Here is a 21,606-nt window from a genome sequence, read left to right as displayed (position 1 = left end):
GGGAAATGCGGGGTAGCCTTTATTTTTTCAGATATTTTAATTTCGGCTTTTCCAGCCAAAAAGCTTCGGCGGCAGAGAATAGGCAACACCGATTCCGAGACCGATGGCAAGGGCTGTTTTTAAGCTGAGCATGCCGTAATAAAGAGCTGTCTGAGCCGGACCGATGATGGTGTAATAAGCCGTATAATAGATACCTGCGCCCGGAACAAGGGTGAAAATTCCGGAAATCAGAAAAAGGGTGGTGGTGACCTTGTAAAAGCGGGCCAGATATCTGGAGCAGATCGTCAAAATAGTGCTTGCGGCGAAAATGGCGGCCACAGAGGAACCGGCAAGATGAAGTGTCAAAAGGTAGACGCCCCACCCCATAGCCCCGATCAGCCCGCACTGGGGCAGATATTTATTCGGCGTGCTGAAAAGTACGGAAAATGAAATTGTTCCTATAAAAGCTGCGATTAATTGAAATAAAATATTCAGCATAGGGACCTCCTTATAAAAACAAAACTGTGGCGATTCCGACGCCGATGGCAATTCCTCCGGCGGTTACCAGTGCATCAACAAGCCGGACGATTCCGGCCAGATAGTCGTTTTCCAGAAAATTGCGGAAAGAATTTGTCAGCGCGATTCCGGGGACGAGAGGAAAAAGGGCGCCGATCGTAATCCGGTCCAGCTGACTGCCGAATCCCAGTGAGTGTAAAAGGATACAGGCGCAGACGGCGATAATGCTTGCCGCGATGTTGTACATGATTTTCGGCAGAGACAGCTTCGGGAGCAGATATAATACAAAAATATAGAGAATACATCCGGCCAGGAATGCGGTCAGAGCATCAAAAAAGCTGCCGCCGAAAAGATAGCAGAAACCGCCGCTGCCAAACCCGGAAGCAATAATTTTCATCAGGCGCCCGGAGGACTCGAGGGACTGGATTCTGTCCAGCTCAGCTTCGATTTCCGAAGGATCATTCAAACCGGCGACGATTTGGCGGGATAAACGGTTCAGGGCCTCTAAACGACAGATATTTATTGGCGAGAGTGAAATATAGCGGACACGGCAGGAGTAGGTCTGACCGCCGGTCAGCATGGAAGCAAAAATCCCATTGGCGATGACAAAGGTATTAAAATCCTTAAGACCAAGGGCGTGGGCCGCATAAGTCATGACATCGCCGGTTCGGAAAATCTCGCCGCCGTTTTCCAGCATTTCACTGCCGAGGCGCGTCACCAGTTCAAAATATTTTTTTTCCTGTATAATTATTTCTTCCTGATTCATCGTGATCTGACTTCCTTTGATTTATTCATTGTCTGAGATTATATTATCATAAAAATAAAAAAGGTGATAAAGTAAATTTTAATATTCTGTATTTTAATAAAAAAGTATGTTATACTCTATGTGGATTGAGTGAACTTGCAGACAGGAGGACAATAACAAATGGAAAAAATAAAGATATTTACGGATTCCGCCAGTGATATTACTTATGAGAATGAACAGAAGCTGGACATAGAAATGCTTAATTTTAATATTGCAATGGGCGATAAATCATATGTCAGCAGGGTGGATTTTAATAATGAAGAATTTTATAAACTGATGGCGGGGTATGACGGTATTCCGACGACATCTCAGGTGACAGCTTTTGATTTTCAGGAAATGTATGAAAAATTATATAAAGAAGGATATACGGATCTGATCGGCATTTTAATTAACAGCGAAGGCTCGGCGACTTATGAAAACTCGCTTATGGCCTATAAGCTTTTTATGGAGGATCATCCGGAAGCCGAAGGGAAGTTTAAGGTTTACAGTATTGATTCCCGAAGCTACACGGGGGCTTATGGTTATGCGGTGATCGAAGCGGCAAAGATGATCGGAGAGGGGAAGACGGCGGAAGAAATCGTTGCCTTTGCCAGAGACTGGGTCAACCGCTGCGTCATCTATTTTGTGCCCTATACATTAAAATATGCCAGCAAGAGCGGACGGATTCCGAGTGCGGCGGCTTTCGTCGGCGATAAACTTGGAATTAAACCGATCATGCGGATTTATGACCATGTAATTTCTACAGCCCTTACTGTTCGCGGTGAAAAGAGGGTTGTGAAAAAAATCGCAGAGAAGACCATCGGAGATATCGAAAAAGGGACCCCATACATGATTGTTTACGGCGATAATACAGAAGTAAGAGATCAGATGGCCGATGAGATGACGCGTCAGCTCGGTTATCCGCCGGTGGATTTTTACCAGATAGGAGCAGCCATTGCGATCAACGCCGGACCTACGGTAACCGGTGTGATCTTCAGAGAAAAACAGAAATAAAAATATTTCCAGTAATATCCAATAAAAAAGTCTTATGTAAAGTCAGATGATAAATCTGCCTGCATAAGGCTTTTTTAGACAAAAAAATATCAAATATACGTAAAATATGATTGATAAATACTTGACAAAGCTATTCGCGCGCTATATAATTGGTATACAAAGTATTCGTACAGGCAAAAATGTCTGAACAAACTATTAAATTGAGAGCTTAAACAGGAGGTATAATTATGGTGGATTTTAAGCTGACCAACAAACAGTTATTGGCAAAGAAACTTTTTGCAGAGTTTGCAGAAAAAGAAATTAAGCCACTCTCTAAGGAAATGGACGAGACAGAAGTATTCAACCTTGAATTACTTGAAAAAATGAAAAAAATCGGTTTAATGGGTATCCCGTATGACAAAAAATACGGCGGCGGCGGCGCTGATATCATGACGTATGCCATCGCTATGGAAGAAATCTCCAAAGTAGATGCCAGCTGTGGTATCACAATGTCTGTACATAACTCTCTTTGCTGCCCGTGTATTGCTGATTTCGGTACCGAAGAGCAGAAAGAAAAATATTTGAGACCATTGGTTAACGGAACATGGTCCGGCTGCTTCAGCTTAACAGAGCCGGGTGCCGGTACAGATGCTTCCGGCGCTAAGACGATCGCCGAAAAAACAGAGGACGGCAAATACTACATCTTAAACGGCCAGAAGGTATTCGCTACAAACGGCGGATTCGCTGATGTTTATGTGGTATTTGCTTTGACAGATAAAACTAAAGGACCAAAAGGAATGTCCGCATTTATCGTAGAAAAAGGAACACCGGGCGTGATTGTTGGCGAGAACATTCAGCGTATGGGTATCCGTGCGGCTTCCAATGTTGAGCTTGCATTTGTAGACTGCAAGATTCCTGCAGAAAACCTGTTAGGCAAAGAGGGCAAAGGTTATGGAATCGCTATGGGAGCTCTGGCCGGAGGACGTATCGGTATCGCTGCTCAGGCTACAGGTATTGCTCAGGGAGCTTTAAATGAAGCGATCAAATACTCCAAAGAAAGAAAACAGTTTGGAAAACCGCTTTCTTCTTTCCAGCATACACAGTTCCAGTGTGTTGAAATGCAGACAAGAATTGACGCGGCTCGCCTCTTAACATGGCGTGCGGCGAAGGCTAAGGATGACCATGAAAATTATACACCATTATCCGCTATGGCAAAATTATATGCTTCCCAGGTTGCTGTTGACGTTACACGTTTTGCGGTTCAATTGATGGGCGGATATGGATACTCCAGAGAATATCCAGTAGAACGTATGTATAGAGATGCTAAGATTACTGAAATCTACGAAGGTACATCCGAAGCTATGAAGATGGTTGCCGGCGGCGCAGTAATGAACGCAGTGAAATAAGAAATAGGAGGAAGAAATCATGAAGATTGTTGTTTGTGCAAAACAGGTACCGGATACAACCGAAGTTAAATTAGATCCAAAGACTGGTACATTGATCCGTGATGGTGTGCCAAGTATTATTAACCCAGATGATAAAGCGGGTATCGAAGCTGCTTTACAGTTGAAAGAAAAATGCCCGGGAAGCACAGTGACTGTTGTTTCCATGGGACCGCCTCAGGCAGATACTGCTTTAAGAGAAGCGTTGGCTATGGGATGCGACGAAGCAATCCTTGTTACAGACAGAGCATTTGGCGGAGCCGATACATGGGCTACATCTTCCACAATTGCCGCTGCGTTAAAGAAACTTGAGTATGATGTGATCCTCACAGGCCGTCAGGCGATCGATGGTGATACAGCTCAGGTTGGGCCGCAGATCGCAGAGCATCTTGGACTTCCGCAGGTAAGCTACGCTGAGAATATTGAAATCGATGGAGACTGCCTCAAAGTACAGCGTCAGTTTGAAGACCGTTATCATATCATCAAGGTTAAAATGCCTTGCGTTATCACAGCTTTGTCGGAACTTGCTCAGCCTAGATATATGACCGTTGCAGGTATCGTTGATGCTTACGATGTTAAAGAAGTTAAGGTTTGGGGTCTTGAGGACCTTAAAGATACAATTGATGAAGCAAACATCGGTCTTAAAGGATCTCCTACAAGGGTTAAACAGTCCTTCACAAAACAGCCGAAGGCTGCCGGCACCGTATTAAAAGACTTAACGCCGGACGAAGCTGTTGACGCGATCGTAGCTAAACTGAAAGAGAAATATATCATCTAATCTAAGTCAGGAGGTTCAATGAAATGAGTAAGAACGTATTTGTTATTGCCGAACAGAGAGACGGCAAAATTATGAAAGTAAGTTATGAATTGATCGGAAAAGCCAGAGAACTCGCCAATGACTTGGGACAGGATGTTGTCGCGGTTCTTATGGGTTCCGGAATTGAAGCTGTTGCCGGTGATTTAGCGAAAGCCGGTGCGGATAAAGTGATCGTTGTTGACGACCCTATGCTTGCAGAATATGTAACTGAGCCGTATGCGAAAGCAGTTACAGCAGTGATCAAAGCAAATGACCCTGAAATCGTATTATTTGGCGCTTCTTCCATCGGAAGAGATTTAGCTCCGCGTGTTTCCGCAAGAATCCATACAGGTTTGACAGCAGACTGTACAAAACTTGAAATTGACCCTGAAACAAAATTATTAAACATGACACGTCCTGCTTTCGGCGGAAACATCATGGCTACCATTCTCTGCGCGGATCATAGACCTCAGATGGCAACCGTACGTCCGGGCGTTATGCAGGCGCTGGAATCCTGCGACAAAGTCGGCACAGTTGAAAAATTTGCTGTAGAATTTACGGCAGCGGATATGAATGTTGAAATCTGTGAAGTTGTTAAAACAGATAAGAAAGCGGTTGATATCACGGAAGCTAAGATTCTTGTATCCGGCGGACGTGGACTTGGTTCCGCAGACGGATTTGCTCAGCTGAAAGACCTTGCGGATGTTCTTGGCGGTGAAGTGGCAGCTTCCAGAGCAGCGGTTGATAACGGATGGATCGAGAAAGACCGTCAGGTTGGCCAGACAGGTAAAACCGTTCGTCCTGACCTCTATGTTGCCTGCGGTATTTCCGGTGCTATTCAGCATGCAGCCGGTATGGAAGAATCCGAATTTATTGTTGCTATCAACAAAGAAGAAACCGCGCCGATCTTCAGCATTTGTGATTTAGGTATCGTTGGCGATCTGAATAAGATCGTTCCGAAGCTGACAGAAGCTTTAAAGAAAGTTGACTAATTAAATGTTTTGAGTATTTCAGGGGACTGCACCCATCCCCTGAAATATCTTTTAATATCAAAAATACCCTTAAGCTTAAACTTATAATGCAATATAATTACAGGAAAAAAGACGGTATCCGAAAGGTCCGTCTTTTTTCTTTGTGTATGCGGCATTTATTCGCCTTTTACCTTCATATGAGGAAAATGATGCTCCAGGATCGGCACAAGGATGAGCGCGGTGATCCCGGCTGTGAAACCGCCGTTAAACAGCATAAAGCCGCCGTGGACGGCTGCGGTCGAGGTGCATAGAGAAGCGCTGATAATGCCTGCGGCGATTCCGACTTTCCAACTGTAGCGGCCGGCCATCGGAGCCAATCCGGTGGCGAAAGCGACGCCGTTGATATATCCCTGGGTAGACAGAGTCCACGGGACGGCTTCGCCTCTCAGGCTGCAGAAAATGGTGACAAACAACGATAATGCACCGTATCCGGCAAAAATCGACCAGGTATTTTTCGGATGCTGGCCGATAGCGGCAAAGGTCATGGCTGCGAATATTGCACCGACGGTCGGCCCGGTGAAAGCGACGCCGTCACTCAAAAGCATGATGAGGTTCATATAGGCAAGAACCATAAATCCATAGACGCCAAAATTGATCAGGCATAGGGGCATGCCGTATTTCTCTGAAAAGTTTGACCAGTGTCCGGTTTCTTCCGTCAACTTTTTATAGCCTTTAAAACTCTTCCCGTTTAATACCCAGCCGCATAGCAGGGTGCCCCCGAATAATAATATGAAAAAAACGTTGGCAAAAAGCCAGTTGGATTCGCCGATTCCATCGTAAAACGGAAAATTTGGCGCTGTAGGGCCTTCAGATTGGCGGCCAAGGGATTTATACAGGAAAGCATATAAAAGCCCGCCTACGAGGCCAAATGCAAGACCTCCGTTATAAAGGTTATAACCTTTGTGCATCCATAAAGCGCCTTCCAGCATTCCGGGAAGAGCGAGGCCCGCTGCCAGGCCGACAGCGAGAGTCAGCAAAATTCCTGCCGGAGTAATATGGACTTCGCCCTGAACATAGGCGCTGCCTAAGGTGTATCGAAACAGCATTTCGCTCACCAGCGGCCCGAAAGCCATAGAAAACATGGCAATGTGCAGGTGTTCCCGAAAATCTTTTTTCTTATAGCAGTAATAAATGATAACGCCGATATAACAGGGCCAGATATTTATGAAATTCATTCCATAAAAGCAATGGGCGATCAGAAGCATATAGGCGGCCAGAAAGGATGCGTTTGTCCGCCCATGGCATAGGTGAGTGAACAGCAGACAGCTCAGGCTGCAGACGGCGGCATTGAAAAAAGTACCGGCAACGCCGCCGACGCCGAAATAATCGGTGATCAGAGGGCAGGGAGTAATAAGTATGGTTTTCCATCCCTCGATCAGACCTGTGAGACCGCCGCTGAATGGAGCGGAAGCCACCGAGGCGGCCAGCAGAAAAAGCCCTGATCCGAGGCAGAATTTTTTGATCAGTGTGTTGTTTGATGTTGAATCTGTTTTCAAGTTTTCCCCTTCTTTTGTTGATTTTTTATTCTTATGAGCGTATGATAAGAAGAAAATATTTTATACTACTTGGTAAAGGACTGATGATTTATGCTGAAACGTTTGATTTTATGTATATTAAAGCCACTGTCATTTGTGCCTATGCTGGCCATGATGGTGCTTATTTTTTCTTTTTCATCCCAATCCGGCGTGGATTCGGGACAGCTCAGCCATAAGGTGAGCTGTAAGATTGTTGAAGTCGGCGGCCGGATACTCGATAAGCCGCTGGAAGACTGGCAGATCGAAGCCTATGCGGATAAGATTGAACATCTGGTGCGCAAGGCGGCGCATATGACCGAATATTTTGTTCTTGCCATCACGGTAGCTCTCCCGTTTTATGTTTATGGACTTCGGGGATTTCCGCTTCTGTTGGTGGCCGGGGTGATCTGTGTGGGCTTTGCCTGCACCGATGAGTACCATCAATCCTTCGTTGCCGGCCGGGGACCGTCCATGCGGGATGTGTGTATCGACAGCGTGGGCGCTTTCTTTGGGATCATGCTTGTCCGGATTGTCTGCTGGACATTGCTGGCGCCGTCCAGGGCCGCAGAACGGCGGCGGCGCCGCCGGGCAAGACAGCAGCGGTATAAGGCTGTCGGACGCTAGACGGACATATAATGCAGGCCGCTTTCTTACGTGAATCATTATATCACTTTAACAGTTGAAATGGTTGAATTTCAGAAAAGATTTTTGGAATTTCAGGAAATAGACAGGGCAGGGGGAAAATAGTACAATATGGATAAAAGAAAATGCAGGAAGTCAATTGGGAGGACGAAAGATGAGTGATGTGAAATTCAGCTGCGGCGACTGCGGCGTGACAAATTGTGATGCGGGAGATAAAACCTATCCGGGTTTTTGCCCGACAACCCATATGGATGAAAAGGTAAAGGAAGAGGCCATGGCGGCCTATAATGAGCCGGAAAACCATAATATCATGGTTCAGGCGGCCGATGTGGAATACGAGGGCTACGGGCGTCTGACAAGGGTTGAGGAAACCATTGAGTTTGCAAAGCGAATGGGATTTAAGAAGATTGGTATAGCCACCTGTGTCGGCCTGATCCGCGAGACGCGGATGCTGACAAAAATTCTGCGGCATCATGGCTTTGAGGTTTACGGCATTGGCTGTAAGGTTGGAGCCCAGCCGAAGACATCGGTGGGTATCCGGGAGGAATGTTGCGCGGTCGGAGCAAACATGTGCAATCCGATTCTTCAGGCCAAGCTGTTAAATGCGGCGAAAACGGACTTGAACATTGTTATGGGCCTTTGCGTGGGCCATGACAGCCTGTTCTATAAATATGCGGAAGGGCTGACAACCACAATGGTCGTAAAGGACCGGGTAACCGGGCATAATCCGGTGGCGGCTATTTATAATGCCGAATCCTACTATAAAAAGAAACTGTTCAGTTAGACATAAATGAGGCCATCCCGTTAGGGGATGGCCTTTTTGCATACATGTATTTGATTGTCTGATCCTATAATCCCATCGTTGCAAAGATAATGAAGATAAAGCAAGCGATAAACGGAATAGCAATCTGTGTAATAAAGATATCAAAGTAAGCTTCTTTATGTGTCATCTTGCAGATGCCAAGCAATGTGATCTGAGCACCCTGGTGCGGCAAGCTGTCCAGAGTACCTGCAGCGATCGTTGCGATACGGTGAACATGTTCAAGGCTTGCACCTAATTCCAGATATGTATCTGTCAAAGCATTGAACGCAACACCCATACCGCCGGAAGCAGAACCGCAAGCGCCGGCACAGATCGCAACGGTGATCATAACGAATACAAGTGCAGGCATGTTGAATGTCTTGAGCAGTTCAACCAGATCAGCAAATCCCTGAGTGTTTTTAACAACGCCGCCGAAACCAACTACGATAGCGGTATTCAGGATGGATACACCGGAGTTTGCAGCGCCCTCGTTGAATACTGCGATCCAGGCGTTAAGACCTTTAACACGGTTCCACATAAGGATTGTGGCTAAAGCGACACCGATAAATACGGCGGTTTCAACCGGAAGTCTGAATCCGTTGAAGGCAATCAGGATAGCTGCGATCGGAATCATGGAAATCCAGAAGTTTGGAAGGTCTTTATCCTCATCCATAGACATTTCTTCCGGTGACAACTGGAATTTCAAAGTTGGGTCATCAAATACAAGGCCCTTCTTTGTAAAGCTGCGGCCTCTCATTTCCAGCCACAGGAAAATCATAACATAAGAAGCAATAGTAGCGATAACGGATGGAACAAGAGCTGCCGTGGAAGGAGTTCCCAGGCTGTTCATACCGATAACGTTCTGAATGGATGGGGAACCCGGTCCATACATCGACCATGTCCAGCAACCGGCGGAAATAGCGGCCGGAATCAGACGGCGAGTAAGGTTTGCTTCTTTGAACAGGTTCAAAGCGATTGGGTAGATTACGAAGAATACTACGAAACCACTGACACCACCGTAGGTAAGAATACCTGTAATAGTCATAACGATTGGTGCAACAAATTTACCTTTACACAGGCCGGCCAGAGTACGGGAAATAGACTCAGCAGCGCCGGTATGCTGGTAAACAGCTCCGAACAATGCACCAACAAAGAAAGTTAAAAAGTAGCTTGTTACGTAATCGGAAGCGGCCGGCATGAAAGCTGTTTTTAAGCTTTCGAGAATCGGCAGACCTGAGCAAACGATTACAAAAATGGTTACCAACGGTGCCAGGATTAATGCATTAATCTGTTTAAATGCTAATAAACCGAATAAGATTAAAGCGGCAACCAATACTAAAATACCTAAATTCATAACAAAATTGGCCCCCTTAAGGTTATATTATCTTATTTTTACGTGTTTTTTGGCCAAAAAAAGGGAATGGATAAAAAACCCATCCCCTTTGATGGCACTTATGTGTCTATTGTTTGATTATTCAGCGAGCCCCATTATCTCGTCTTTAAAGAGACGAGCGTCCATTAATTTTGGTTCGCCATCCATTTTTGGTACGAAATCCATAAGGTCGAGGACCTGAGTCTGAAGATCGATACCAGGTGCGATTTCTGTTAAGTAAACGCCATCCGGACGAAGTTCGAATACAGCTCTCTCAGTAATGTAGATAACCGGCTGTCCGATTTTGGCAGCGTATGTACCGGAGAATGTAATCTGTTCGACTTCTTTAACGAATTTTTTGGCCTTGCCTTCCTGGGTGATCTCAAGTTTTCCATCACCTGTGGCAATCTTAAGACCGCCGGTGGTGAATGTACCAAGATAGTAAACTTTCTTGGCATTCTGGGAAATATTGATAAATCCGCCGCAGCCGGCGATACGGCCGCCAAATTTACTTACATTGAGGTTACCCTTTTCATCAACCTGTGCAAGACCAAGGAATGCCTGGTCAATACCGCCGCCATCATAGAAGTCGAACTGGTATGGCTGATCAAGGATACAGTCAACGTTAACAGAGCCCGCAAACCGAGAGCCACCCTGCGGAACACCACCCACAGGACCTGCCTCTACAGTTAATGTCATCCAATCGCCGATGCCTTCTTCGTTTGCAACAGCAGATACGAATTCCGGAACACCAATACCGAGGTTGACAACAGCGCCCTTCTGTAATTCCATAGCTGCACGGCGTGCAATGATCTTCTTGGCATCCAGCTTTGGAGCTTCAAGAGAACCAAGAGGAACACGAAAATCGCCTGTCATAGAACCGTCATATTCCTGTTTGTAGATCTGAGCATTATCGTCGCCCTCGGCGATAATTACAGCGTCTACATAGATACCAGGAATTTTGACAACTCTCGGGTCAAGGCTGCCGTCAGCAACGATTTTTTCAACCTGGACAAATACTTTGCCGCCATTGTTTTTTGCACACTGTGCAAGAGAAGTGGCGTCAAGCGTACAAGCCTCTTTTTCAAGAGAAATGTTACCGGATTCATCAGCGTATGTGCCACGGATAAAGGTTACATCCAATGGCTGAGATTTGAAGAGAAGTTTTTCTTCTCCTTCGATCTCAATCAGTTTAACGATATCTTCGGTGGTTTTGGAGTTAACCTTAGCACCTTCGATACGCGGATCAACATATGTGTTCAAACCGACATGTGTAATCGTACCAACACGTTTGCCCGCAGCATCACGAATCATCTGAGCCATAGTACCCTGTGGCAGATTGTATGCTTCGATCTTGCCCTCGATAGCCATCGTGCGGAGTGTTGGAGCCAAATTGTAATGACCGGCGATCAAACGTTTAACCATGCCTTCATGGGCGAAATGGTCGGAACCTGTGCCGACACCTGCGCCCTGTCCGGCAACGGTGAAAATTGTCAAATCCTTTGGATGCCCTGTTTCAAGGAATCTCTGTTCCAAAGCCCGGTTTAAGGTTTCGGAAAGTCCCGCCTGAACGAAACCTTCAGTATTAATTACTGCACCGTCTGGAACCTGAGCAGCAGCCTCAGCCGCTGTGATAATTTTTACTTTTGCCATTTTAGATAAGCCTCCCTAAATTATGTATAAATTAACGTTTTCTTTAGATGTCAGTAAAATCAGTGAAAATATTAGAAATCTGTTAATGTTCTGCCACGTTTTTCAAGGAAAGCTGTCATGCCCTCTTTCTTATCATTTGTGGACATTGTAAGACCGAATAAGTTAGCTTCAAGGGATAAACCGTTGTTAAGGTCCATATCAAGGCCCATATTGATAGCCTGTTTAGCGATAGAAACAGCGTAGCTGCCTTTGTCGATGATCTTAGCTGCGATCTTCTTACAGAAGTCGATCAGTTCTTCCTGAGCTACAACATGGTTAACAAGGCCGATCTCATATGCTCTCTGAGCGTTGATCATATCACATGTGTAGATCATTTCTTTAGCAATACCCTTGTTTACTAAACGAGGAAGTCTCTGTGTTCCGCCGAAACCTGGGATGATACCAAGGCCTGTTTCAGGCTGAGCGAATTTAGCGTTTTCAGCAGCTACACGGAAATCACAGGACATGGAGATTTCGCATCCGCCGCCTAAAGCGAATCCGTTAACAGCAGCGATCGTAACCTGACGCATGTTTTCAAGTCTTCCGAAAGCTTCTTTAGCTTTAAGACCAAAAGCACGGCCTTCAACCGGATTCTGATTAACCATTTCGGAGATATCAGCACCTGCTACGAAGGATTTCTGTCCAGCACCTGTTAAAATAACAACTTTGATGTCATCTCTTGCTTCGATTTCTTTCAGGCATTCGTTGAGTTCAACGATTGTTTCTGTGTTCAAAGCATTTAATGCCTTTGGACGATTGATAGTTACCACTGCGATTTCGTTTTCGACTTCCATTAATAAATTGTTCATAATGTCGCCTCCTAAAAATATTTAGTTAATAGTTTCATGCAAAACGCTTGCCATAAAAAGATTTGCATGCTAATTACTATACAAAAATTATAACTCTGTTGTATACTAATGTCAATGATTTTCTCGTTAAAAAAATGGCAAAATTCAATTTTCACATATAGAAAAAAACAGGAAATTTTTGGACATTTTTACAACTTTCTTGAATTCAAAGGAATTCAACGGGCAAAATAAATGTTAAAAAAAGTAAAAAAGATTGACAATGCGCCGAAAAACCTTTATTTTATTTAGTAAGGGAAAGGGAGTGAAAAGGGTGCAGCTGGAGGATTGCGTGAATTACCTGTTGACAACAGCACAGCATTCGGTCTTCTTGAAAACGACAGAAAAACTTTCAGCATTTGATATTACTCCGGTTCAGTATTCGGTTTTATATTGTTTATGGGAAAATGACAGAAGGAGTCCAAAAGAGATTGCCGAGCGTCTCAAATTGGAAAATTCCACAATATCCGGTATTCTGGAGCGGATGGAGAAGAAAGGTCTTATTGAGAGAAGCATCAGTAAAGAGGACCGGCGTTTTATTCAGGTGCTCTTGACAAAAAAGGGTGCGAGCCTTGAAGAAGACGTTTTAAATGCGATTGAGAAAGTTAATGATGAAGTCATGTCGATATTTTCTGAAGAAGAAGCTGAGACATTGAAATCACATTTAAGATTATTAGCCGGCGTAGATATTTAAAGGGTTGGAAACAACCCTTTTTTCTTGTATAATATATAAAATAAACAATAATCCGGAATGGGGAGGAGAGATTTATGAGCGGAGAATTTAAAATGACGATCGGCCGGGCTGTCCGTGAGATCGCTCAATATTATATGTCGGAAGAGTCATTTGCTATAAAAACCGGAAAACATCTGCCTAACAGGGGCGCGATCATCGGAATGATCAAGGATCTGCGGCGCGTGATGTTCCCGGGATATTTTGGATCCGAGAATATTACGGACACGGCTCCGGAATATTTTATCGGAAATACATTGACGGAGGTTTATGTAGTTTTAAAGCAGCAGATCGAGATTGCATTGAATTATCAGAATGAAGAAAATAAAAGTGAGGAAGAGATTGCGGCTGAGGCAGAAGATATCTGCAGCTATTTCTTTGCGCGCCTGCCGCATATTCAAAAATTGCTTTTAAAGGATGTGCAGGCCGGTTATGATGGCGACCCGGCGGCGAAAAGTAAAGAAGAAATTATTTTCTCGTATCCGGGGCTTTATGCAATTTTCATTTATCGTATTGCCCATGAACTTTATATAAAGAATGTTCCTTTTATACCGAGAATTATGACGGAGCATGCTCACAGTCGGACAGGAATAGATATCAATTCCGGCGCGACAATCGGCGAATATTTCTTTATCGACCACGGTACAGGTGTTGTTATTGGTGAGACGACCAGTATTGGCGACCATGTGAAGTTGTATCAGGGCGTTACTCTTGGCGCGCTTTCCACGCGAAGCGGTCAGCAGCTGGCCGGGGTAAAGCGTCATCCAACGATTAAGGATAATGTGACTATATACTCCGGCGCAACGATTCTTGGCGGGGAGACGGTCATCGGCGAGGAATCGGTCATTGCCGGCGGCTCCTTTATCACGAGTTCCGTGCCGCCGAGGACAAAAGTTATTGTGAAGAGTCCGGAGCTGACCTTCAAGGGACAGTCGGATTCGGGAAATGTGTGGGAGTAGTTTTACTCGCGGGAGGTTAAAATTTCGATGAGAGAACAGAGATTTTGCGATGACAAAGCCCTGTTTTACAGGAATGTCTTTGCTTTGGTGCTGCCTATGGCGCTGCAGAATCTCATCAACGTGGGGATTACATCGGCGGATGTGATCATGCTTGGAAAGGTTGGAGAAATTGCCCTGTCATCCAGTTCTTTGGCAGGGCAGATTTATTTCATCATGTCTTTAATTCTTTTTGGCCTGACTTCCGGGGCGGCGGTCATTACGGCTCAATATTGGGGCAAAAAGGATATAGAGACAATAGAAAAGGTCCTTGGCATATCGATGCGTGTCGGATTGAGTGTGGGGATTCTTTTTTTTGCGGCGGCACAGCTTATGCCGACGGCGTTGATGAGGATTTTCACATCAGAGCAGGCGATCATTGAAGAGGGTGTCAAATATCTTCGGATCGTTTCCTGGTCCTATCCGTTAGCGGCTGCGGCTGTTGTGTATTTGAATATTATGCGCAGCGTGGAACGGGTTATTATATCGACGCTGGTATATTCAGCGTCGCTGGTTGTCAACGTGATTTTTAATGCGATATTTATTTTCGGACTCGGCCCGGCGCCGGCAATGGGTGTTTCCGGTGCGGCCTGCGCCACAGTGATCGCCCATGTGGCAGAGTGCGGGATCGTTTTAATTTACATTTTAAAGGTACATCCGGAGGTGCATTTCCGTCCCTCACTTTTATTTGTCCGCGAAAAGGAATTGATGAAGGATTTCAGAATCTATGCGCTTCCGGTCATTTTGAATGAACTGGCCTGGGGAACCGGGACTTCGGCCATTGCGGCGATCATCGGCCATATGGGGAGCGCTGCTGTGGCGGCCAATTCCATTACTCAGGTCACCCGGCAGCTTGCCATGGTCGTGACCATGGGGGTGGCCAATGCGACGGCCATTATTCTGGGGCGGACCATCGGGGAGCGGAAAGAAGAGCTGGCGCTTATTTATGCTTCGAGGCTTGTGAAGCTGAGCGCGCTGCTTGGCGTCGGCGGAAGTATCGTGATGCTTTGTGTCAGCCCGATTGCCCGGCGGTTTATGACGCTTACACCGCAGGCCGACGGTTATCTGGGGCAAATGATGGTCATTATGGCTCTCTATGTGCTGTGCCAGGCAGTGGATGTGACGTTGATCGTCGGAGCGTTCCGGGCCGGCGGGGATACGCGGATCGGCCTGGCGCTGGACGCTGTTTCCCTTTGGGGTGTCTGCCTTCCGGCGGGGGCCATTGCGGCATTTCTTCTGAAACAGCCGGTGTGGGTTGTATATTTGTGCCTGACCTGTGATGAAATGTTAAAATTGCCTTTTTCCTATGCGCGGTATCGCTCAAAAAAATGGCTGAAAAATATTACCCGTTAGACATTATTATTGACATATGTCAATAATAGGAGTATTCTGAAGAAGAGAGGAGATGCAGCTGTGGCCAGACCAGTCAAATCCCGGAAAGTCTGCCGGCTCCCGGTGTGTTGGAATTTTTACGGAAATGGGGGGAGCGGTTCGGGCATCATGCTTACCGTGGAAGAATATGAAACCATTCGTTTGATCGATTATATGGGACTTTCTCAGGAGGAATGTGCCCGTCAGATGGATGGCTCCCGGGCAACGATACAGGCTTTATATACGGAGGCACGGAAGAAGCTGGCCCGTTTCCTGGTGGAAGGCGCATCTCTCAGAATCGAAGGCGGGAATTATATATTGTGCGAACAGAAAGCCGGAGGAAAGGGAGAAAAGAAAATGAAAATTGCGGTAACCTATGAAAATGGCCAGGTGTTCCAGCATTTTGGCCATACGGAACAGTTTAAAATTTATGAAGTCGAAGAGGGCAGAGTGGTTGCCTCCGCTGTTGTTGATACTAATGGACAGGGGCATGGCGCTCTCGGCGGTTTCCTCGCAGAGCAGGGAGTTGATGTGCTCATTTGCGGCGGCATCGGCGGCGGTGCGAGAAATGCGCTGGCGGCGGCAGGAATTCAGTTATTCGGCGGCGCCTGCGGTGATGCGGATGCCCAGGTCGCTTCGTTCTTAAGCGGAAATCTGAATTATGACCCGGATGTGATGTGCAGTCATCATGGCGAAGGCCACGGGGAAGGACATCACTGCGGCGGTCACCACGGCGGGGACCATGGATGCGGAAATCATGGCTGCCACTAAATATATAAAAAACGTTTCCATCAGGAACCTTGAAACGGTTTCGGATGGAAACGTTTTTTAATTAGTTTGGATTATAGTACAGTGTTTTTAGAACGCGCTCATCATTACATCAGAATGTTCAATCATAGCTTGAACCGCACCATGAACATCGCCGGAACATACGGCATCAAGAATCTTTTTATGTAGATCATAAATGACCTTTCTTGCAATCTTTTTATCTGTCAGCTGCAATTCCGGATGATCAAAGAAACCATTCGGGGATTTTTTTAGATCCGAAAAATATGCATTATCCAGGGAATCGATAATAGCTGCATGAAATTCCTGATCCAGTATGAAATATTCAGCAAATGGTGTATCTTCGGTGAGAGCCTTCTCCATATCGGACAGAAGGTGCTGCATACGTGCCACATGAACATTACCGGGATCTTTCATGTAATCCTGCGTCAATTCCTGAATACAATAACATTCAATAGCATTACTGAAGTGGCGATGAAATTCCATCTCTTCCTGCGTCATAACATGAAGGCGAAATCCCCGGCTGGCCATTATATCAATGCGCCTTTGCTCCCCGAGTTTCTGGATCGCATCTCTGACCGGTGTTCTGGACATTTCCATTTCTGCAGCCAATGCATTTAAGGAGTATATTTTTCCATATTCGAATTTGCCCTGGGCAATCATTTTGCGCAATTTATCATAAGCGATATCTTTTAATAAGTCTGCCATCGTTCATCTTATATGATGTTCATAGAAATAAAAACATCTACATTCCTTTCTGTTTAATAGCGTAGTTTATCATCAAATAGTAAAATACTTGAGAAACTACGCTGCTATCTATTCTAACTCGTATCCGGACAGAACACAAGAACATTGTAAAAAAATGTACATTTTCTATTGACATACCGGTATACCGGTTATATAATACTTACATACCGGTATATCAGTTTAAGAAAAATATTTGTTAAAGTTGATTGAGTTCAAAGAAACAAGGGGGTTAAATTATGTTAAACATTTTATATCAGATGAATAGAGATCAGGTTAAGGCGCTTTCCGAGAGAACAAATCTGGCCTTTCTCCCAGTGAGTCCTTGCGAAGCTCATGGTCCGCACCTTCCAGTAAGCGCTGATGTCATCACAGCCTTCACAATGGCCAAGGACTGTGCGAGAAAATTAGAAGATCAGGGTGTTGAATCTCTCATTGCAACACCAATTACATATTGTATCGCTGATTTATGTAAGTTTCCTGGTACCATTACCATTCGTTACGAAACAATGGTCAACATTGTCGAAGATGTTTGTTTAGGCCTGGCTAAGACAGGCTTCACAAAAGTTGTACTTCTTAGTGGCCATGCAGAACCGTCCAGCATGGATGCAATCAAAGAAGGAGCCAACAATGTTAAGAAAGTTATTCCGGAGTTTGAATTCATGTTCTCAGACTGGTTTGCTAAAGCGCTTCCACTCACATATAAGGACATCTGCAAAGGGGAACATCCTGAATTTGATATTCATGCAGGTGAAATTGAGACAGCCCAGCTTATGTATGTCTGCCCTGAATGGGTTGATGCGGATGTGGCAAAAACACTTCCTGCAAACCATGCTGCTGAATTTTTCTTTGCTAAATTAGAAGCCGGTGCCCAGAGTTTTGCAGAAGCCGGTGCACCAAACACATATTTTGGCAGTCCTGCAGTTGCTACAGCAGAAGTCGGACGCAAAATTTTTGATGTTGTCAGCGATTTCATCCTTAATGAAATGAAAGAAAATCTTAAATAAGTTACACATACATAAGAAAAATCAGGTTACACAGATACATAGATGCAAACAAGGAGTTGAAATTATGAAAATTTTTGTTCCATTCGATTTTGGCAGAACTCTTGAAACAGGTATGGGCACAGTTATGTCCTTTGTTTTAAATTCATCTGCGATGTTTCTTCTTGGCGCGCCTTTAACACCATTTACGATCCTTCAAGGATGGGTCGGTGCTTTCGCTATTGCAGTGGCTATTAACTATTTGTTCCCTTGTATGGACTGGGCAGCGGCAATTACTAAAAATATTTCAAACAAAACTGTTGAATACGTTGTAAGGGTTGCAATCTTTTCATTCTTTGAAATCTTTCTCAACAGTGTTTGGTGTATGGCAAATGCAAATGTCATTCAATTTTGGCCACAGAAGTTTCCAATCCTGTTGGGTGTAGGTACCATCACTATTTTCATCTGCTTACCGATCATGATGCGTGTTGCAGGTGCGTTAAACAAAGAAGCTTGATCAGATAAAAAAGTATAATGTATTTGCCAATTTTATTGCCCAGGTTGAATCATCAGTCTGGGCAATTGTATTTATGGAATTTAGCAGTTGAGCTTACTAGGTTCCCTGGCCTTCAAAATGGTTGTCAAAAGTTTTTTATTCAAAAAAAGCACCTCGCATTGAGAATATGATCAATGCGAGGCAACATTTTTTAAAGTTTATCCAATAAATTCCATAACAGCTTTGTTGAAGTTGTCTGCATCCTGGAAGTGATGTGCGTGACCGCCGTCAAATCCAACTGCTTTGCTGTTCTTAATATGTTCTACCAACCACTGGCTGTTTTCTGGGCTGTACAGCGATGGGCGGGTTCCATAGGTGATTAATGTAGGAACTGTAATCGTTTCAACAACCTTTCTGTAGTCGTTCATCATGATTGCAACCCACATGGAAATCATAACATGCGGCGTATTCTGAAGTGTTTCATTCATAACCCAAGGAATTTCGTCCCGGCATGGGCCGTCACTGAACATAACAGGTACAAAAGCTTCGGCAACAGCTCCCCAGTCCGTTGCAATGGCATCTAATTGAGCTAAAGTATCGGCGCGGGTGTATTTGCCGAATACGGCATGCGGCCAGTTTTCATCGGCTTCGGCCATAATCTTGGCAGACATATCCACGATTACGACATTTGCAAGATTTTCACAGCCAAACTGTTTTACATATTCAAAAATAATCTGAGCGCCCATGGACCAGCCGAGTAAAGTCACATCTTTCAGTCCGAGGTAATCAATCAATTCTTTAACATCCTTAGCAAAACGCGGCAATGTCAGGCCGAATTCCGTGCGGTCCGAATTTCCGTGACCTCTCAGATCAAGAGTAACTACTTTATATTTTTCTGCAAAAGCCGGAACCTGCTTTTTGAAATAATGGTGGTTGCAGCTCCAACCATGAATGAGTACGAGCGGTTTTCCTTCTCCACGCTCTTCATAATATATATTGCAATGATCACTTGTTGCAAAATAAGGCATAAATTTATTCCCCCTATCTATAAATAATAACTTCGTGCAACTAAACGATTAACGTACGTTTCATCCTTTATGCTTTTAGTTTAAAGCATTTTACAGGAATTTACAAATGAAGAGATTTCATATATAATATAGCCAAAAGCTATGAATAGAAGGTGAATAATGGATATTCGGGAATTAAAATACTTATATGAGATTTCCCAGTGCGGTTCGATGGAGCAGGCGGCGAATCGGCTTTTTATTACTCAGCCGTCATTAACAAAAACGGTGAAAAAAATGGAGTCCGAACTGGGGTTTAAACTGTTTGAAAGGGTAGGGCGGCGGAATGTATTGACGTTGGCGGGTAAAGATGTCATTAATCTGTCCCGGCCGGTACTCAATGCCTATGATTACTTTGAGGAAAATTTAAAAAGTATCGGTTCCTTTGAGCGGGCGACGGTGAATTACGGCGTGATTCCATTGTATCAGACACCTTTTACCTCAAATTTTATCTATAATTTTCGCAGGAAATATCCTCACATTAAGATTAATATCCACGAACTTCCCGAAGAAACAATCAAGCAGCTTCTGATCACTGGGGAACTGGATGTGGGGATGACAGAAAATATGCTGGTTTCACCCTATATTATCACTTATTCGGGATTTGAGGACGAGGTGGCGGTGGCTGTCGGAGAAGGCAATGAATTTTATGATGCAAAACAGCTGACATTTGAGGATTTGAGAAATTCGATTTTTAATATCGTTACCAGCGGACATAATAATTATAATCAGATCATAAGCAATTGCCGAAAGGCCGGATATGAGCCGGAAGTGGCCTATCAGAGTTCTCAGATCGGTCTGCTCCTGGAATATACGGTTTTAAATAAAGGCGTCTGCATTTTTAACCGCTGCATGATTTATGATAATCTGGTGGTTCGGCCCCATTTAAAGACTATGCGGATCATTCCTCTTGTTCCGCCGCCGCAGTGTTTTTGTTGGGTCTCTCTGCGGAAACAGACAAATATTCCTCAGGCAATCCAGATTTTTGCCGATGAGCTTACGGATGCACTCACAGAGGATGTGGCCATTCGAGTTCAATAAGAGGGGTATAAATAAAAAAACGTTTCCCTCCGGAACCGTTTCAAGGTACAGGAGGGAAACGTTTTTTGTTCTTACAATTGCCGGAAGGTATCGGGGCGGAAAGCCCGGTTTTTTACGGCCGCATCAATCTGGGCCAGCAAAGCCGGTATATCCCGGTTAAATGTGCCGCCGAGAGGAATATAGTTGGAGGCATGATTCGCACGGAATACGGTGCCTTCGCTGTCGATATTTTGAAGGAAGAGAGTCATTTCCTTAAAAATGGCGTCCGGCCCTTCCAGCGGATGAAATTTGCCGGACTTCCATTCATGATGAAGGGGCGTGCCCGGCTCGATGAGGAGGGTCAAAAGGCTGGCATATTCCGGTTTGATGGCGGAAATGACTTTGGCGGATTCCACCGCGTGTTCTTCCAGATTTTCGATACCGCCGAGGCCGGAGATCAAAGTAATTGAGGATTTCAGTCCGGCGGTCTTTAATTTCTGTCCCGCCTCAATGATCTCGGCTTGAGTCGCATTTTTCTTCACAGCCTGCAGCACCTTGTCGGAGCCGGATTCGGCGCCCATATAAACCATGTCCAAACCGGCTTCATGCAATGTTTTTAATTCTTCCGGCGTTTTCACAAGCACATCCTTCGGCGCGCCGTAGGCGGTAATGCGGTTGACTGTCGGAAGAATTTCGTGAATCTTATCAATAATATAAAGTAAATCCTTTGTTTTTACAATCAGAGCATCGCCGTCGGCAAGAAATACCCGTTCGATATCAAACATATAGTATCTTTTGGCCGTGATCATATCCTCAACCACTTCATCCAGATCACGGATGCGGAATTTCTTATCTTTATACATATTGCAGAAGGTACATTCGTTTCGGGCGCATCCAATCGTCAACTGGAGAATCAGGCTGCGGGCCTCGCTTGGGGGACGATAAACAATTCCCTCATATCTCATAATAAAAACTCCTTTCCAAACTATTTCCAATAAATATTTTGCAT

General features: G+C 44.8%; 22 protein-coding genes. 13 read left to right on the top strand and 9 right to left on the bottom strand.

The window, feature by feature from the left end; translation table 11 throughout:
- Positions 1-36: 36 nt before the first annotated feature.
- Positions 37-477 carry a threonine/serine exporter family protein gene (locus ACMN7X_RS07400; protein ID WP_418746830.1) on the bottom strand — a complete coding sequence of 147 codons (441 nt, stop codon included), beginning with the start codon at positions 475-477 and terminating at the stop codon, positions 37-39.
- A 10-nt stretch (positions 478-487) separates the two neighbouring features.
- Complete coding sequence (locus tag ACMN7X_RS07395) at positions 488-1,261, bottom strand: threonine/serine exporter family protein (protein WP_418746829.1); 774 nt, start codon at positions 1,259-1,261, stop codon at positions 488-490.
- Between the two features lie 159 nt (positions 1,262-1,420).
- On the opposite strand from ACMN7X_RS07395, the gene ACMN7X_RS07390 reads away from it, so the two are divergent.
- From ACMN7X_RS07390 to ACMN7X_RS07375, 4 genes are all read left to right on the top strand, one after another.
- A complete protein-coding gene (locus tag ACMN7X_RS07390; RefSeq protein WP_418746828.1) occupies positions 1,421-2,293 on the top strand; it encodes a DegV family protein in 873 nt (290 codons plus the stop codon).
- Between the two features lie 227 nt (positions 2,294-2,520).
- Positions 2,521-3,678, top strand: a complete 1,158-nt coding sequence (locus tag ACMN7X_RS07385) for an acyl-CoA dehydrogenase family protein (protein WP_418746827.1) — start codon at positions 2,521-2,523, stop codon at positions 3,676-3,678.
- A gap of 19 nt (positions 3,679-3,697) precedes the next feature.
- On the top strand, positions 3,698-4,492 hold the full coding sequence (locus ACMN7X_RS07380) for an electron transfer flavoprotein subunit beta (protein WP_418746826.1): 795 nt from the start codon (positions 3,698-3,700) through the stop codon (positions 4,490-4,492).
- A 23-nt stretch (positions 4,493-4,515) separates the two neighbouring features.
- Entirely contained in the window at positions 4,516-5,502 is a 987-nt protein-coding gene (locus ACMN7X_RS07375; RefSeq protein ID WP_418746825.1) for an electron transfer flavoprotein subunit alpha/FixB family protein, read from the top strand.
- 155 nt (positions 5,503-5,657) lie between these two features.
- Here ACMN7X_RS07375 and ACMN7X_RS07370 read toward each other — a convergent pair whose 3' ends face one another.
- The gene (locus tag ACMN7X_RS07370; protein ID WP_418746824.1) at positions 5,658-7,037 is read right to left on the bottom strand and encodes a DUF1576 domain-containing protein; all 1,380 of its coding nucleotides are present in this window, start codon (positions 7,035-7,037) and stop codon (positions 5,658-5,660) included.
- 90 nt (positions 7,038-7,127) lie between these two features.
- Between ACMN7X_RS07370 and ACMN7X_RS07365 the strand changes: the two genes are divergently transcribed.
- Entirely contained in the window at positions 7,128-7,679 is a 552-nt protein-coding gene (locus tag ACMN7X_RS07365) for a VanZ family protein (protein WP_418746823.1), read from the top strand.
- 172 nt (positions 7,680-7,851) lie between these two features.
- Positions 7,852-8,481, top strand: coding sequence for a DUF1847 domain-containing protein (locus tag ACMN7X_RS07360; protein WP_418746822.1), 630 nt, complete (start codon positions 7,852-7,854; stop codon positions 8,479-8,481).
- A 64-nt stretch (positions 8,482-8,545) separates the two neighbouring features.
- On the opposite strand, the gene ACMN7X_RS07355 is transcribed toward ACMN7X_RS07360, so the two are convergent.
- From ACMN7X_RS07355 to ACMN7X_RS07345, 3 genes are all read right to left on the bottom strand, one after another.
- Positions 8,546-9,853, bottom strand: coding sequence for a GntP family permease (locus tag ACMN7X_RS07355; protein WP_418746821.1), 1,308 nt, complete (start codon positions 9,851-9,853; stop codon positions 8,546-8,548).
- 117 nt (positions 9,854-9,970) lie between these two features.
- Positions 9,971-11,524: an acyl CoA:acetate/3-ketoacid CoA transferase gene (locus tag ACMN7X_RS07350; RefSeq protein ID WP_418746820.1), complete on the bottom strand. Its 1,554-nt coding sequence runs from the start codon at positions 11,522-11,524 to the stop codon at positions 9,971-9,973.
- Between the two features lie 71 nt (positions 11,525-11,595).
- A complete protein-coding gene (locus ACMN7X_RS07345) occupies positions 11,596-12,372 on the bottom strand; it encodes an enoyl-CoA hydratase-related protein (protein WP_418746819.1) in 777 nt (258 codons plus the stop codon).
- Positions 12,373-12,682: 310 nt separating this feature from the next.
- Here ACMN7X_RS07345 and ACMN7X_RS07340 point away from each other — a divergent pair, with 310 nt between their 5' ends.
- The 4 genes from ACMN7X_RS07340 to ACMN7X_RS07325 all read left to right on the top strand — a co-directional run bounded on the left by ACMN7X_RS07340 (position 12,683) and on the right by ACMN7X_RS07325 (position 16,275).
- Positions 12,683-13,102, top strand: coding sequence for a MarR family winged helix-turn-helix transcriptional regulator (locus ACMN7X_RS07340; RefSeq protein WP_418746818.1), 420 nt, complete (start codon positions 12,683-12,685; stop codon positions 13,100-13,102).
- Between the two features lie 74 nt (positions 13,103-13,176).
- Positions 13,177-14,097, top strand: a complete 921-nt coding sequence (gene epsC, locus ACMN7X_RS07335) for a serine O-acetyltransferase EpsC (protein ID WP_418746817.1) — start codon at positions 13,177-13,179, stop codon at positions 14,095-14,097.
- Positions 14,098-14,124: 27 nt separating this feature from the next.
- On the top strand, positions 14,125-15,486 hold the full coding sequence (locus ACMN7X_RS07330; protein ID WP_418746816.1) for an MATE family efflux transporter: 1,362 nt from the start codon (positions 14,125-14,127) through the stop codon (positions 15,484-15,486).
- Between the two features lie 60 nt (positions 15,487-15,546).
- Positions 15,547-16,275 (top strand): NifB/NifX family molybdenum-iron cluster-binding protein, encoded by a 729-nt coding sequence (locus ACMN7X_RS07325; RefSeq protein WP_418746815.1) that lies wholly within the window; start codon positions 15,547-15,549, stop codon positions 16,273-16,275.
- 87 nt (positions 16,276-16,362) lie between these two features.
- Here ACMN7X_RS07325 and ACMN7X_RS07320 read toward each other — a convergent pair whose 3' ends face one another.
- On the bottom strand, positions 16,363-16,998 hold the full coding sequence (locus tag ACMN7X_RS07320) for a GntR family transcriptional regulator (protein ID WP_418746814.1): 636 nt from the start codon (positions 16,996-16,998) through the stop codon (positions 16,363-16,365).
- A 275-nt stretch (positions 16,999-17,273) separates the two neighbouring features.
- Here ACMN7X_RS07320 and ACMN7X_RS07315 point away from each other — a divergent pair, with 275 nt between their 5' ends.
- Together ACMN7X_RS07315 and ACMN7X_RS07310 are read left to right on the top strand one after the other, a co-directional pair.
- Positions 17,274-18,041 (top strand): creatininase family protein, encoded by a 768-nt coding sequence (locus ACMN7X_RS07315; protein ID WP_418746813.1) that lies wholly within the window; start codon positions 17,274-17,276, stop codon positions 18,039-18,041.
- A 64-nt stretch (positions 18,042-18,105) separates the two neighbouring features.
- On the top strand, positions 18,106-18,534 hold the full coding sequence (locus tag ACMN7X_RS07310; protein WP_418746812.1) for a hypothetical protein: 429 nt from the start codon (positions 18,106-18,108) through the stop codon (positions 18,532-18,534).
- A 197-nt stretch (positions 18,535-18,731) separates the two neighbouring features.
- On the opposite strand, the gene ACMN7X_RS07305 is transcribed toward ACMN7X_RS07310, so the two are convergent.
- Positions 18,732-19,541 (bottom strand): alpha/beta fold hydrolase, encoded by an 810-nt coding sequence (locus tag ACMN7X_RS07305; RefSeq protein WP_418746811.1) that lies wholly within the window; start codon positions 19,539-19,541, stop codon positions 18,732-18,734.
- A gap of 159 nt (positions 19,542-19,700) precedes the next feature.
- Here ACMN7X_RS07305 and ACMN7X_RS07300 point away from each other — a divergent pair, with 159 nt between their 5' ends.
- Complete coding sequence (locus tag ACMN7X_RS07300) at positions 19,701-20,618, top strand: LysR substrate-binding domain-containing protein (RefSeq protein ID WP_418746810.1); 918 nt, start codon at positions 19,701-19,703, stop codon at positions 20,616-20,618.
- Positions 20,619-20,689: 71 nt separating this feature from the next.
- Here ACMN7X_RS07300 and ACMN7X_RS07295 read toward each other — a convergent pair whose 3' ends face one another.
- On the bottom strand, positions 20,690-21,562 hold the full coding sequence (locus ACMN7X_RS07295) for a radical SAM protein (RefSeq protein ID WP_418746809.1): 873 nt from the start codon (positions 21,560-21,562) through the stop codon (positions 20,690-20,692).
- Positions 21,563-21,606: the final 44 nt, after the last annotated feature.

It is taken from the genome of Frisingicoccus sp. (genome assembly GCF_048388605.1).
Lineage (GTDB): Bacteria > Bacillota > Clostridia > Lachnospirales > Lachnospiraceae > Frisingicoccus.
The sequence above is the reverse complement of the archived record's forward strand: the minus strand, read 5'-3'. Positions and strand labels throughout refer to the sequence as shown.